This is a genomic window from Tissierella carlieri (genome assembly GCF_018917285.1).
GTDB classification, from domain to species: Bacteria; Bacillota; Clostridia; order Tissierellales; family Tissierellaceae; genus Tissierella; species Tissierella carlieri.
On record NZ_JAHLOH010000004.1, the window covers coordinates 1 to 14,521 of the forward strand.

A 14,521-nucleotide genomic window follows, 5' to 3' on the forward strand; every position below is an offset into this window, starting at 1 on the left:
TATTGATACAATTTTTTGCATGAGGACTTCATCCTTTCTGGGAGGTATTTGTTTTCTAGCAAAAACATTGTACCATACAGAGGTTGGAGTCCTCAATTTTCATTTAAGTTTACAAAACGATTTAATTGTTAGGGAGGATGACATATGAAAAAGGGATTTCTTTGAGAATCAGGCTCACACTTATTACCTCAATGTTTCTCACTCTGTTGTGTGTGGCTTTTACAATTTCGGAACTTTATAATCTTAACGTAAACGTTATAGATCCATTGCAGTTAATAATAAAAAATCAATATTGATTAATTAGATTTCTAATTAGATGAGGAAATACGAGAAATCAAACTTGATAATTTGAATGAGATAATTATCGAAGAAACAGTGGGGCCATATTCACGATTCAGTTTTTTATTTATGGTGGTAGCCATAGTCACAGGTGTAGGGTTCATGTATTTTTTATCAGGATTAGTTCTTAAACCTGCAAAAAGATTAGCTACTGATATTTTAAGTATTGATAGAGCATGCTATATCTAATTTATGGAGTAGACAGATCTCGCTCCAGAGAATTTGGTGGTTCAAGTCCTGGTCTTGCTATTGCAAGGGAAATCATAATTCAGCACGAAGGAACCATAGTATATGAAAAAAATCAGCCCAAGGCAGTCGATTCACAATTACATTATCGCTTAAAAAATATATCTAAGTCTTTGTTGGAAAGTTCAGCAAAGGTTTTTTCTTTATCTAATATCAACCTTTGATTTACTAAAACAGCTATAGACTTAAATTTTAGTCAAAATTATAAGGAGGATAAAAAATGAAAAAGCAAATTATGAAACATTTAGCAGTATTGCTGTTAATATCATTTATAATGGTAAGTGTTTTAAGTGGCTGTATATAAAAGTTGGATAGTACGAATGTAAATAAAAAATATTCAGAAACGGGATCGACTAACAATAAAATTAGATTTTTAATTCTGTCTTGAACTTTTTTGAAGTAACCCCAAAATCCAAAAAAACCAATTAAACCAAGTCATTTAGAATTTTTTGTATATAATATTAAGGATGCACTTAAAAATCCCAATGGACCTAAATTAGCAAATAATTTACTATTGTGTGTAATCCCTCTTGTCAAAGTAATGGCATGAATAAATCTTAAGAATTTTAAATAGTATTAAATGTCATTAGATATGGTAAATAACAACTTTAGGGAAGATGGACATAGATTAAATCCTCTTTAAATTTATATCTAAAATCATAAAAACAGCTCTAAATGTTAATAGAATGACCATATTTTCTCCGACCCAGCTTGAGGGGAACGTGCTATAATAATGACACGAGCATGAAGTATAGATAAATCAATGGGTTTGAAGTTCTATCTTAACCATATATTATTAATGTGTTGCATAGAGAATGGTTCTCATTGACAATAGTTATCAATGAAAGTATAATCGACATATACAATATACTATATAAATTAGGTGTTATTAACTTAATAGGGAATGTGGTTAAAATCCACAACAGCCCTCGCTACTGTAAAAAGAGTTGTACCTTATAAACCACTGGGAAACTGGGAAGGTGAGGTATTCTAAATCTTTAAGTCAGGAGACCTGCCTAATTATCTATTAAGCTTTCGATGGGGAGGTAATTAATATTATGAAAAAGACATAGCCTAATATGTACTATAAAAAACATATTATATATTAGGAGGATATTATGAAAAACGCAAACGAATTACCAAAATACGATGGTAGTAAATTAATAAATTTAACATTTCAATATTTAGAGACAAAACTTATCTATACGGCATTAGAACTTAATATATTCAACTGTTTAGAAACTGGAAAATCTATAGATGAACTAGCTAAATCATTACATTTAGATGAAAAGAATTTAGAGTACTTTTTGAAATCCTTAGTATCTATGGATTACATAAAATATGAAAATGGAATCTTTGAAAATACAGATGAAACTAATTACTTCTTAAATGAAAAATCTAATATGTATCTAGGTGAAAACCTTCTATACTGGAAAGATTTAACCAATATAGACAATATCCATGATTTATTGAAAAATGGAGCAGATAGAGATAATGCAAATAAAGACAATGGATCTGATTTCTTTGACTTTAGGTCAATGGGAAGAGGAGCTAGAAATTCAATGTACTTAGGTAGAGTACAGGGATTTGTAAAGCTTATGAAGTCATTATTTGACGAAAACAAATCAATAAAAGTACTTGATTTAGGTTGTGGTTCAGGAGTTCTTTCAGTTGAAATCGCCAAAAATTTCCCAAATGCAAAATGTACATTAATAGACCAAGCACAAGTTATTAACTTTACAAAAGACGTTATAGCAGAAAATAAAGTAGAAGACAGAGTAGAAGTTGAAGTAGGAGATTTTAATACTTATACACCTACAGAAAAATACGATTTAATTATAACTTCAGGAGTTTTAGACTTTGTAAAAGACATGGATAATATGAGTGATAAAATTTATAATTCCTTAGATGATGACGGATGTTTATATGTGAGCACTCATCAAATGAATGATGATTTTACTAAGCCTAAGAACTTTATACTAGGATGGCTTTCAGGTAATTTAAATGGATTAGACATTTTAAAGCCAGAAAGTTTAGTAATGGAAAGTTTAAATAAGTATTCACTTGTAGAAGTGGAAATTGAAAATCATCCAAGGACTATATTTAAAAAGGGTAATATAAATGAATAAAAAAATAGCACTAGGAATTATTATTTTAATCCTAGTTTCTTTTGTATCTCTATTTTTAGGAAGATATAGTATTGAACCTAGAGAAGTAATTGAAGCATTTTCAAATAAAATTCATAGTGTTTCAGAGGAATCCTTTAATAGTACTGTAATCTGGGATATTAGAATTCCAAGAGTATTATTAAATATACTGGTTGGTTTTGGACTTTCAGTAGCGGGAACTTCTTTTCAAGGTATATTTAAAAATAATTTAGTAAGTCCAGATATACTAGGTGTTAGTAGTGGAGCTGGATTTGGAGCGGCACTAGCATTACTGTTATTTCCAGGTTCATCTAAACTACTACTTACAATATCCTTTTCAATGGGAATATTAAGTGTCGCTATAAGTTATTTAATTGCAAAGATAAAAGTAGAAGATTCTGTACTATCTCTAGTGTTATCAGGAGTTATAGTAGGTTCTTTTTTCAATGCCTTAACTTCTTTTATAAAACTAATTGCAGATACAGAATCAACTCTTCCATCAATAACATATTGGCTAATGGGTAGTTTTACTGGAGCTAGTATGGATAAAGTATTTTTAGCAAGTGTTCCAATAATAAGTGGAATAGTAATACTGTTTATTTTAAGATGGAGAATAAACATTCTATCTCTAGGGGATGAAGATACAAAAAGCCTTGGAGTAAATCCAAAGAGAAATAGGGTTTTAGTAATAATGGCCTCTACATTAATAACTTCTGGTGCAGTAATGGTATCTGGAATAATTGGATGGATAGGAATGCTTATTCCAAATATATGTAGAGAAATCATAGGAGCAGATAATAGATATTTAATACCTTTTTCAGGAATAGTGGGAGCTATATTTTTAGTCTTAGTAGATTTAATAGCAAGGTCACTCACTGGAACAGAAATTCCTATAGGAATATTAACCGCTATTTTAGGTGCTCCAATGTTTATCTATACTTATACTAGGAGAGATATAAAATGAAATTAGAAATGAAAAATGGATGTTTTTCTTATGATGGAAAGACAAATATTTTAAGTAATATAAATTTAGAAATAGACCACAATACAATAGTTTCAGTACTTGGACAAAATGGAGTTGGAAAGACGACTTTCTTAAAATGTCTGCTAGGTATATTTAAATTAAGTAGTGGTGAAATCTGCTTAGATGGAAGTAAAGTAGATCAAATCTTAAATAAAAAAGAAGTAGCCTATGTTCCACAAGCTGGAAAGACTAATTTACCTTATAGAGTAAATGATTTGGTACTAATGGGAAGGACGAAATTAATGCCTCCATTTAGTATGCCAAAGAAAATAGATGAAGAGAAGTCAAAAATTGCTATGGAAGAAGTGGGAATATATCATTTAAAAGATAGGAAGTGTACAGAACTTAGTGGTGGACAACTTCAGATGGTGTATTTAGCAAGGGCAATAGCAGGAGAGCCACGATTAATAATATTAGATGAACCAGAAGCTCATTTAGATTTTAAAAATCAGAAGATAATTTTAGACAAGATTTTAAATCTATCTAAAAGCAAGGGAATATCTTGTATAATAAATACTCATAGCCCAGAAAACGCCATGAGTATTTCAGACTACACCTTATTTCTAGGTAAAGACAGCTATGAATATGGTCTAACAGAGGAAATATTAAGCGAAGAGAATATAGAGGTGTATTTTGGAATGAAATCTAAAATACTAGATTTAAAAAGTATGGGAATAAATAAAAAAACTTTTGTCTTATTAGATTAGGAGGTAATTATGAATAAAAAATATACGTTATTAATAGCAGGGCTTACATTTACTTTAGCATTAAGTGGATGTAGTAAGAATAATGAAGAAAAAACTGTGCCTGAAAATAAACCTGCAGTGACAGAAAGTGTAGAGCCTAAGTCTGAAACTAAAAAAATAGTAGACTTAACAGGAGCAGAAGTAGAAATACCAGTTGCAGAAAATATAAATAGAGTAGTAATAATAGCACCACCACTACCAGCAACTTTTGCATCAGTTGTAAAGGACACCACTAAAATTGTAGGTTCTCATCCAAAAGGGTTTTCCAATGCAAATCCAGAAATATTAGAACTTATAATTCCAAATTGGAAGGATATTAACACTAGTTTTATAGATGGATATACTTCTAATGTAGAAGAACTTATGAATTTAAAACCAGATTTAATTTTAGTATATGGAGATACTCAGAAAGAAGGATTGGATAGACTAGGAGTACCAGTAGTAGATTTTTTCCAAAATGACTCTAGAAATGAAGAATGGTCTGTTAAAATAGACAAATTAATGAGAGATATATTTGAAAAAGATGAAAGTGATTCATTAGAACAAGAGTGGAAAAAAGCCAATGAAATAGTAAAAGAGCCACTAGAAAAAACAGGAGAAAATAAGAAAAAAGCCATAATGATAAATTCAAATGATGGAGGAATTATAGCTGTTAGAGGTGGAAATTATTATGGTGATGATTGGCTTGTAAAAACTGGTCTAATAAACTGTGCATCAGGTACAGATGGAGATGGAGTTCAAGTAAGTATGGAGCAAATATATGAATGGAATCCAGATGTAATATATGATTTTGGTGGAACTAATGCAGATAAGTACTTAAACAATCAATTTGATGGGCAAGATTGGTCAAAGATAAGTGCAGTGAAAAACAAGCAAGTTTATAATATGCCAAGAGGAATGTTTAATTGGGGGGCTCCCAATGCAGACTCTCCACTTACTTTAGTGTGGATGACAATGAAGAACTATGAAGGCACAATAGAAGAAGATTTCTTTAAAGACTATATGTTTGATTACTACGAAAGGCAATACAATATTAAATTAAATGATGAACTATACAATAGTATTTTAAGTAATTAGTATTATTATTAATAGTAGAATTAGGCTATATCATTGATAATAAAGTGAAGGATATAATATTTTTGACTTTGACTACTCCATTTTGACAAGAAAATTATAATTTAACTTATATTTCTTTCAATTATACTGAATTAAAATCTTCGCCCAATCTCTCACTTGACTATATCGTAGTTCCATCTAGAATGGCATATTATATAGAATATAGTAGGAAAATTTATAATATTTACTTAAAATATATTGCACCTGAAGATATCCATGTTTACTCCATAGATGAGGTTTTCATGGATGTTACAAATTACCTAAATACCTACAATCTATCAGCTAGAGACCTTACTACTAAAATACTTTTGGAAATACTTAGCACCACAGGAATTACAGCAACAGCTGGGATTGGCACAAATCTATATCTAGCTAAAATTGAAATGGATATTCAAGCAAAACGAATTCCGATAGATGAAAATGGTGTGCAAATAGCTGAACTAGATGAAATGAGTTACCGTAGATTGCTCTGGTCACATAAGCCCCTAACAGACTTTTGGCGTGTAGGTAAAGGATATGCTAGAAGATTAGAAAAACAAGGACTATTTACCATGGGGGATATTGCAAGATGTTCTATAGGCAAGCCTACTGATTATCATAATGAAGATTTATTATATAAGCTATTTGGTATTAATGCAGAACTGCTAATAGATCATGCATTGGGTTGGGAGACATGTACCATAGCTGATATTAAAGGATATAAACCAAGTGCCAAAAATATCGGATTAGGGCAGGTGTTCCAATATGGTCATGCCTATGAAAAAGCAAAGTTAATTGTACGGGAAATGACTGATTTACTTGTATTAGAGCTAGTGGATAAAAGACTTGTAACTGATCAGATTGTTTTAACAGTAGAATATGATATAGAAAACTTAACAAATTCAGAGATAAAGAAATTATATAAAGGAGAGATAATCACTGATGGTTATGGACATAAAGTACCAAAACAGGCACATGGTACTGTAAATTTTGATAGATATACCTCTTCTACAAAGCTAATTATAGATGCTGTCATGGATTTATTTGAACGAATTGTAGATAAAAATCTTTTAGTTAGAAGGGTCAATATGTCAGCAAATCGTGTAGTAGAAGAAGGAATTGTTGAAAGGTCAGAATGGTATCTCAATCCCTATTGATGAAATTATCGGGATTGAGGGGGAGATATTTAGACCTATGGTGCTATCTTAGTTTGATAAGTTAGTAATTAAATAGGAACATAATTTATGTATTGATTAAGTCTTGCACTAATGTGTAGGGCTTTTTTTAATGTAAAAAATAAAAAGGAGGAAAATAATAATATGGCAAAAAAGACAATACCTATAGTAGAAGATGAAAAAATCAAAACCTTTATAGATATGATTGCACCGTCTATTATTAAATTTAACACCGATCACTTTATTTGTGGAAATACCTATAGATGTGTATGGGCACTTAGAGAATATCCTACAAGTACCAATGAACAGGCAATTCTTCGTCACCTTGGAGAAAAGGATGGGGTGACCCTTAGAATCTATACAAGGCAGGTAACTCCAAATGAAGAAAAGAAAATAATTCATAATGCAGCCAATAAAAATAGGATGAACACCTCAAATACAAATGACTTACAACAGACAGTAACAGCAGAAAGCAACCTTCAAGATGTTGTAACATTAGTATCCACTATGCATCGAAATAGAGAACCATTATTTCATTGTGCAGTATATATTGAACTTATTGCCAGCGATTATGAGGAATTAAAACTACTACAAACAGATGTATTAACTGAACTTGTAAGGAGTAAATTAAATGTAGATAGACTGATGCTTCGTCAACAGCAAGGCTTTTTATGTGTTGGACCAACTGGAAGAAATATATTTGATACTCAATATGAAAGAGTACTTCCAGCATCATCTGTAGCAAATTTATATCCCTTTAACTATTCAGGAAAGACCGATAGCAATGGCTTTTATTTAGGCAGGGATAAATTTGGTTCAAATATTATTGTGGATTTTGATAAACGAGATGATGACAAAACCAATCCTTGTATTCTAATTCTAGGAAATTCTGGCCAAGGGAAAAGCTATTTGTTAAAGCTAATCCTCTGCAATATCCTAGAGTCAGGAAAGAATGTAATATGTCTAGATCCTGAGCATGAATATGTAGAATTAGCAGAGAACATAGGTGGATGCTTTGTAGATTTAATGAGTGGAGAATATATGATTAATCCACTAGAACCTAAAACTTGGGATGAAGGAGGGAGTCCACAGGATAAAGATGCTCCTATAGCTTTTAGACAAGCAACTAAGTTAAGCCAGCATATTAGTTTTTTAAAGGATTTCTTCCGTTGTTATAAAGATTTTGATGATAAGCATATTGATGTAATAGAAATTATGCTTGGAAAACTCTATCATAAATATAATATCAGCGATAGTACAGATTTTAGTAGATTAGAATCCACTGATTACCCTATTTTATCAGATTTTTATGTGCTGATAGAGGAAGAATACAAAGGCTATGATAATGAAAAATATCAGCTCTATACAAAGGAACTACTGCAAGAAATGCTACTTGGGCTACATTCCATGTGCAAAGGGGCAGAGAGTAAATTCTTTAATGGACATACCAATATTACCTCTAATAGGTTTATTGTATTCGGGGTTAAAGGCTTACTTCAAGCCAGTAAAAATGTTAAAAATGCCCTACTATTTAATGTACTATCCTTTATGTCAGATAAACTTCTTACAGAAGGAAATACTGCAGCAGGAATAGATGAGCTTTATTTATTCCTAACAAATCTTACTGCAATAGAATATATACGTAACTTTATGAAGCGAGTGCGAAAGAAAGAATCAGCGGTAATACTCAGCAGTCAAAACCTTGAAGACTTCAATATCGAAGGAATTAGGGAGCTGACAAAGCCACTGTTTTCTATTCCGGCACACGCTTTTTTATTTAATGCAGGAAATATTGATAAGCAGTTTTATATGGATACACTGCAGCTAGAGGAATCAGAATATAATCTAATTAAATTTCCGCAGAGGGGAGTGTGTTTATATAAATGTGGTAATGAACGTTACAATCTAGCAGTTCATGCTTCAGAATATAAAGAAAAGCTATTTGGAAAGGCAGGTGGCAGATAGTGATATTTGATAAAATTGAATCTTTTAGAAATCAAAAGCAAGGCATTATAGATGATTTAATAGTGTGCATTAGTTATACTCCAAATAGAGATAATGATCTTCTATGTTTTATGGAACAATATCTAAAGGCAGATACCAAAAATCGCCCAAGATTATTAGAGCAGATAAAACATTGTATTAATGGTACAGAATATGAAAATCCATTTCTAGCCTACAATTATTATAATGAGAAGGACATTAAAGAACTGGATAATGTCCTAGATGAATTTATTGATAAACTAAAGAATTCTAGAAAAGCATCTAATGATTTAGATAAAGAAATAGAAAAGATTATTGCAGATACTATCTTGAAAATCAATGAACTTCATGATAAATGCTATGGAGAATTAATAGACTCTTGGAGAAATAAAAGACTTATAGAGTTTATTGTAACTTCAGCTAAATATGCAGGATATGAAAATGCCATAGATATTATAAATGAAAAAAAGCTATGGTAAGGCGGTGAAGATATGGATCTTAGGGAGCAAAAGTTTGGAGTAGAGGTAGAAATGACTGGTATCACAAGAAAGAGAGCAGCACAGGTTATTGGTGAATATTTAAATGGTACAGTGGATTTTGAGGGAGGTGGATATGGAACTTATACTGTAACAGATAACCAAAATAGGAAATGGAAACTTGTAAGTGATGCTAGTATTACCTGTCAGAAGAAAGTAGGAAATAGAAAGCAAATAGCAGATAAAGAATATAGTGTTGAGTTAGTGAGTCCTATATGTTTTTATGACGATATAGAAGATATTCAAGAGATGATAAGAGAGTTAAGAAGGGCTGGAGCATTCAGTAATAAAAGCTGTGGTATTCATATTCACATTAATGCAGCTCCATTTAAGGCTTATCAAATTAGAAATCTTGTAAATATTATAGCAGCAAAAGAAGATATGATATATAAAGCCTTGAAGGTAGACTCAGAAAGAGAAAGACGATATTGCAAAAAGATAGATAAGGACTTTTTAGAAGAACTAAACAAAAAGAAACCCAAAACAATAAGTGGGATTCAAAGTCTCTGGTATAAAGGGAGGGATGGAAGCCATCAACATTACCATGACAGTAGATATCGATGTTTAAATCTACACTCTGTTTTTCAAAAAGGAACAATAGAATTTCGTGCCTTTAATGGATCACTTCATGCAGGAAAACTTAAAGCTTATCTGCAATTTTGTATGGCAATTACAGCACAGGCCTACAATCAAAGATCTGCGAGTCCAAGAAAAACCATATCAGATAATGAGAAATATACATTTAGAGTATGGCTTTTAAGACTCAACTTAATTGGAGATGAATTTAAAACAGCTAGGAAGCATCTTCTGGATAATCTAGAAGGAAATATTGCTTGGAAGTCACCGGAGCAAGCTGAGGCCCAGAAGGAAAGACTTAGGCAAAAACGAGAACAAGAGCTTTTAGAACAAGAGGAAAGATTAGAATTAGAAAATAATGATATGGGAATAGATGAGCAGGAGGAAGATTCTCCTGCTTTTACTATGTCCATGAATTGATAAGGAGGTTAATATGGAAGAAATAAATATGGAGAAAGATTCAAATCATAAATTATATATAGCCTATGGCAGTAACCTAAATTTAAATCAGATGAAGTATCGATGCCCTACGGCAAAGGTTATCGGGACATCAGAGCTTAAGGATTATGAACTTGTGTTTCGAGGATCAAGCAGAAGTGCAGTAGCAACTATCGAACCATGTGAAGGAAGTACGGTACCAGTTTTACTATGGAGTATCAAACCTGATGATGAGAAAGCCCTTGATAGATATGAAGGTTATCCAAGTTTTTATGGAAAATCTGGAGTGGATATTACTGTAGGCAATTATAAAGCTACAGCAATGATTTATATAATGACAGAAGGTTATAAACTTGGAAATCCATCCGATAGTTATCTAAAAACCATAGAAGAGGGCTATATTGATGCAGGATTTGATTTAGATATTTTATATAATGCAGTGAAGAAAACACTTAGCCAAATGAAGAATTTTGAAGAAGTGGAGAAGCATGAACCTGAACAGAGAGATATATTTGGAATGAAATGGTGGTGATATAAATGGCAGACCCTGGATCATTAGGGATCATTGTAAAAACAGCTTTATCTGCTTTATCAGATGAAAGACTAAGAAAAGGAATAGGGTGGACTATTGCAGCAATCCTGTCTCCCTTTATATTAATCATTGTTATTATATTAAGTCTTCTTTCAGGAACAACAAATCATAATAATAATGCTTTATATCTATCTTTTGATGGAGGCAATATATCAGACAATATTCCAGAAGAATATAGGGGACATATAGAAGATATGCGTAGGAGTTTTACAATGCTTGATGGAAAGATAGAGGACATAAATAAGCAAATAGAGGATGGAAATAGTCTAGACCCAATTAGAGTTAAGGCTATTTTTTATTCTCTGTATTTCGGCGAAAATCAACCGTCAAATATAGATAAAGCAAAATTTGTAGGTTGCTTTATCAGATACGAAGAGCTTAAAAGAACTGTAACTGATGAAGAAGGTAATGAATATGAAGAGACTTATATAGTTCCAGTACCTATAACTAATCTGTCAGAGGTTTATAAAAATATAGAAATCACAATGGTAAACTCAGTGACTTATGAAGATATGGCAAATGCTAATGAAATATATTATAGGATAAAATATGGAACTCCTGCACCTAGTGAAGGTGACAGTTTTACAGAGTGGGAGGATTGGATACAGGGTCTTAAACCAGAAGAACTAGAGGATTTATATCATGATTTACCAGAAGGAGAGAAAGGATCTAAAATTGTAAAACTTGCTATGTCAAGACTTGGAGATCCTTATTCACAAGAAAGAAGAGGACAAGGCAGATACACTGACTGCAGCTATTTAACTATGTGGAGTTATCGTCAGATAGGTATTAATATACCAGGAACTGCAGCAGAGCAGGCAAGATTTTGTGTAAACAAGAATCTTACTGTTTCAAAAAAGGACTTAGTTCCTGGTGATTTAGTATTCTGGAGTCATAAACCTAATGGCAGGTTTATGAATATTACCCATGTAGGAGTATATGCAGGAGATGGTAAGGTTATTGATGCTTCTTATTCAAAGGGTAAGGTAGTATATCGAAATTTATTTGATTCAAACAAACAGGTACTGTATGGGAGACCACATATTTTAAAGTGAAAGGAGGATTTTATGTTAATTACAAAAGCAATATTTGAAAGAAAAATTTCTGAATTTGATACACAGAACTGTATAATTGAAGGTATTCAATTAATGAATGAGAATGAATTTGAAGAATTCAGTAAAAATTTATTAAAGGACAGAGATTTTATTGCAGATAGAAAGGAAGTAATGTATATAGACTCCATAGGGCAAATTCATGTACTATTGGCACTTGATATGGACGGTGGCGATGGGATTTTGATTGACAGTCATGGGTATGATTATCCAAGATATGCAGCATTTATGCCAAATATTAAAACCTATATTGAACAGCAAATTTCAATGATTGCAGAACAAATAATAAAAGAAGCTGCAGAGAATTCTTCCAATGGAAGCTGGGCTGTCTACTTCGATGAGATAGAAGAATACCATGGGTTAGCAGTAAAAGAAAACAATGGCATTGGTACGATGCTCTTAGATGCACTGCATAGGAGAGAAGAAATTTCAGAGATTGAAATTGAAGATGAGTGCTTTGATATGACCTTATACCTTGATTACTGCATCAGCTTAGATGAAGAAATAAAACAATGTCAAAATATGAAAATGTAGGAGGACTTGAATATGGACAATATAGAAAAAACAATTCGTATCTTAAAAATTGAGCCACAAAAGTTACCCTATGAAAAGGAAATAAGTAATGACTTAGAAGGAATACAGGGAGAAGTTGAAGGATTATTTGATTGCCTTTATTTAGATAATAATTGCATTTTAGTGTGTAATGACGAAGGAAAATTAAATGGAATGGAATTAAATCGAAGGGTCGGTAATGATATAATTGCTGGTCCTTTTTTTATTGTAGGAGATAGTCAAGACGGAGAGTTTGTATCATTAACTGATGAGCAAATAGAAAAATATATAGAAGAATTTGGTAAGATTCAAGAGTTTACTGGTGAAGAACCAGAAGCACAGCCGAGGATGGAGTTTATAGGATTTGATTTTTAAATTTTAGATTCTATATAATTTTGCCCGAGCATATTGAAATAAAGTAGGATAAATTATTGACACTATAACGGAACACCGATATAATAAATATAGGTGATGATTATGACAATTCAAGAAATTTTAAGAGAAAAAGGTATGTCAAGATATTGCTTATCAAAATTAAGTGGAGTTCCATGGTCCACATTATCAGATATATGTTCAGGTAAAACTAATCTTAATAGATGCAGTGCAAGAACACTTTCAAAACTATCCAAGGTACTTGAGATGCCTATTGAAGAACTTATTGAATTAGAAATAGAAGTAAAAGAAGATTCAAAGAACGGAAAACCTAATGATAAATATTATTTAGAAACAAATTTATCTCAGAGTCTAGATAAAGCATTAAAAGTTTATGTACAAGGAGAAAAAGAAGATGTACTACACTTAGACTGCTTATGGAATGAGCTTTATGGAGCCATTAATGCAGACCTTTGGGCAGGCTATATTACGGAAGAACAAGCAAATTATTTAAGAAAAGAATATCTCTATGGAGACACACAGGAGGATTTGAATGATTGATTTTACATCATGTGAGGTAAATAAATTTAAGGCCTATGGTGGAGCAAACGGAAATAAAATCAATATTATTTATAAAGATGAAAGTTATATGTTAAAATTCCCACCTGTACCGAGCAGAAACAAGTTGATGAGCTATACAAATGGATGTATTAGTGAATATCTTGCCTGCAACATATTTAAGTCACTTGGTATAAATACACAAGAAACCATATTAGGAACTTATACAGATAAGCGTGGCAAAGAAAAAATAGTGGTTGCTTGTAAGGATTTTACAGCTGATGGTAAGAAACTGATGGAGTTTGCCCATCTAAAAAACACCTGTATTGATAGTGAGCAAAGTGGATATGGTAAGGAACTATCATCTATTATGAAAACAATTGATGAACAAATTCTATTGCCGCCAAATGTGATTCGAACATTTTTTTGGGATATGTTTATAGCAGATGCATTGCTTGGAAACTTTGATAGGCACAATGGCAACTGGGGATTTTTGATAGACGAAGGATTGAAAACTGCAGAAATAGCTCCAGTGTATGACTGTGGTTCCTGTCTGTACCCCCAGCTTTCAGTTGATGGAATGGAGAAAGTTTTAAATAGTGATGATGAAATTAACCAAAGAATATTCGTATTTCCTGCATCATCTATTGAAGAAAATGGTAAGAAAATTTCCTACTTTGATTTTATATCTTCTTTAAAAAATCCAGATTGTAATGAAGCTTTAAAAAGGATTTCTAAGAAAATTGATATGGATAAAATATATGAATTAATTGAAGAAATACCTACACTTTTGCCTATTGAAAAAGATTTTTATAAAGTGATGATTACTGAACGCAAGAAAAAAATACTTGATTACAGTATGGATTTATTGATAAAACAAGAAAAGGAGATAGCTGAGCAGCAGGAGAGGTTAACTGAGTTTGACCTACAAATCAAAATGTAAATTATAAATTTCAAACTACGAAATAAAATAACATCAAGAATCACTCACATATGTGGGTGATTTTTTGATGAAAAAACTTATTGAAAA

Annotated in this window: 16 protein-coding genes and 1 riboswitch; all 16 genes read left to right on the forward strand. The window is 31.7% G+C overall.

Features of this window, described 5'->3' with window-relative positions:
- The first annotated feature begins 348 nt into the window (after nt 1-348).
- Nucleotides 349-528 carry a hypothetical protein gene (locus KQI38_RS00150; RefSeq protein ID WP_216554095.1) on the forward strand — a complete coding sequence of 60 codons (180 nt, stop codon included), beginning with the start codon at nt 349-351 and terminating at the stop codon, nt 526-528.
- Nucleotides 516-749, forward strand: coding sequence for an ATP-binding protein (locus KQI38_RS00155; protein WP_216554097.1), 234 nt, complete (start codon nt 516-518; stop codon nt 747-749). Before KQI38_RS00150 ends, KQI38_RS00155 begins: the two co-directional genes overlap by 13 nt.
- Before the next feature lie 700 nt (nt 750-1,449).
- A riboswitch (cobalamin riboswitch) is annotated at nt 1,450-1,619 on the forward strand.
- Nucleotides 1,620-1,703: 84 nt separating this feature from the next.
- Nucleotides 1,704-2,714: a methyltransferase domain-containing protein gene (locus KQI38_RS00160; protein WP_216554099.1), complete on the forward strand. Its 1,011-nt coding sequence runs from the start codon at nt 1,704-1,706 to the stop codon at nt 2,712-2,714.
- Nucleotides 2,707-3,696 (forward strand): FecCD family ABC transporter permease, encoded by a 990-nt coding sequence (locus KQI38_RS00165; protein ID WP_216554101.1) that lies wholly within the window; start codon nt 2,707-2,709, stop codon nt 3,694-3,696. Before KQI38_RS00160 ends, KQI38_RS00165 begins: the two co-directional genes overlap by 8 nt.
- A complete protein-coding gene (locus KQI38_RS00170) occupies nt 3,693-4,463 on the forward strand; it encodes an ABC transporter ATP-binding protein (protein ID WP_216554103.1) in 771 nt (256 codons plus the stop codon). The genes KQI38_RS00165 and KQI38_RS00170 overlap by 4 nt, the downstream gene beginning before the upstream one ends.
- 9 nt (nt 4,464-4,472) lie before the next feature.
- Entirely contained in the window at nt 4,473-5,579 is a 1,107-nt protein-coding gene (locus KQI38_RS00175; protein WP_216554105.1) for an ABC transporter substrate-binding protein, read from the forward strand.
- 164 nt (nt 5,580-5,743) lie between these two features.
- Nucleotides 5,744-6,754, forward strand: coding sequence for a Y-family DNA polymerase (locus tag KQI38_RS22540; protein ID WP_338114430.1), 1,011 nt, complete (start codon nt 5,744-5,746; stop codon nt 6,752-6,754).
- A 162-nt stretch (nt 6,755-6,916) separates the two neighbouring features.
- A complete protein-coding gene (locus KQI38_RS00185; RefSeq protein WP_216554109.1) occupies nt 6,917-8,737 on the forward strand; it encodes a VirB4 family type IV secretion system protein in 1,821 nt (606 codons plus the stop codon).
- Nucleotides 8,737-9,234 (forward strand): hypothetical protein, encoded by a 498-nt coding sequence (locus KQI38_RS00190; RefSeq protein ID WP_216554111.1) that lies wholly within the window; start codon nt 8,737-8,739, stop codon nt 9,232-9,234. Before KQI38_RS00185 ends, KQI38_RS00190 begins: the two co-directional genes overlap by 1 nt.
- A gap of 12 nt (nt 9,235-9,246) precedes the next feature.
- Complete coding sequence (locus KQI38_RS00195) at nt 9,247-10,287, forward strand: amidoligase family protein (RefSeq protein ID WP_216554113.1); 1,041 nt, start codon at nt 9,247-9,249, stop codon at nt 10,285-10,287.
- 13 nt (nt 10,288-10,300) lie between these two features.
- Nucleotides 10,301-10,837, forward strand: a complete 537-nt coding sequence (locus KQI38_RS00200) for a gamma-glutamylcyclotransferase family protein (RefSeq protein WP_246565468.1) — start codon at nt 10,301-10,303, stop codon at nt 10,835-10,837.
- A 5-nt stretch (nt 10,838-10,842) separates the two neighbouring features.
- Nucleotides 10,843-11,952, forward strand: a complete 1,110-nt coding sequence (locus tag KQI38_RS00205) for a C40 family peptidase (RefSeq protein ID WP_216554115.1) — start codon at nt 10,843-10,845, stop codon at nt 11,950-11,952.
- Nucleotides 11,953-11,964: 12 nt separating this feature from the next.
- A complete protein-coding gene (locus KQI38_RS00210) occupies nt 11,965-12,543 on the forward strand; it encodes a DUF6329 domain-containing protein (RefSeq protein WP_216554117.1) in 579 nt (192 codons plus the stop codon).
- Between the two features lie 12 nt (nt 12,544-12,555).
- On the forward strand, nt 12,556-12,936 hold the full coding sequence (locus tag KQI38_RS00215; protein WP_216554119.1) for a DUF3846 domain-containing protein: 381 nt from the start codon (nt 12,556-12,558) through the stop codon (nt 12,934-12,936).
- 102 nt (nt 12,937-13,038) lie between these two features.
- Nucleotides 13,039-13,494: a helix-turn-helix transcriptional regulator gene (locus KQI38_RS00220; RefSeq protein ID WP_216554121.1), complete on the forward strand. Its 456-nt coding sequence runs from the start codon at nt 13,039-13,041 to the stop codon at nt 13,492-13,494.
- Nucleotides 13,487-14,434, forward strand: coding sequence for a HipA domain-containing protein (locus tag KQI38_RS00225; protein WP_216554124.1), 948 nt, complete (start codon nt 13,487-13,489; stop codon nt 14,432-14,434). Before KQI38_RS00220 ends, KQI38_RS00225 begins: the two co-directional genes overlap by 8 nt.
- The last annotated feature ends 87 nt before the right edge of the window (nt 14,435-14,521 follow it).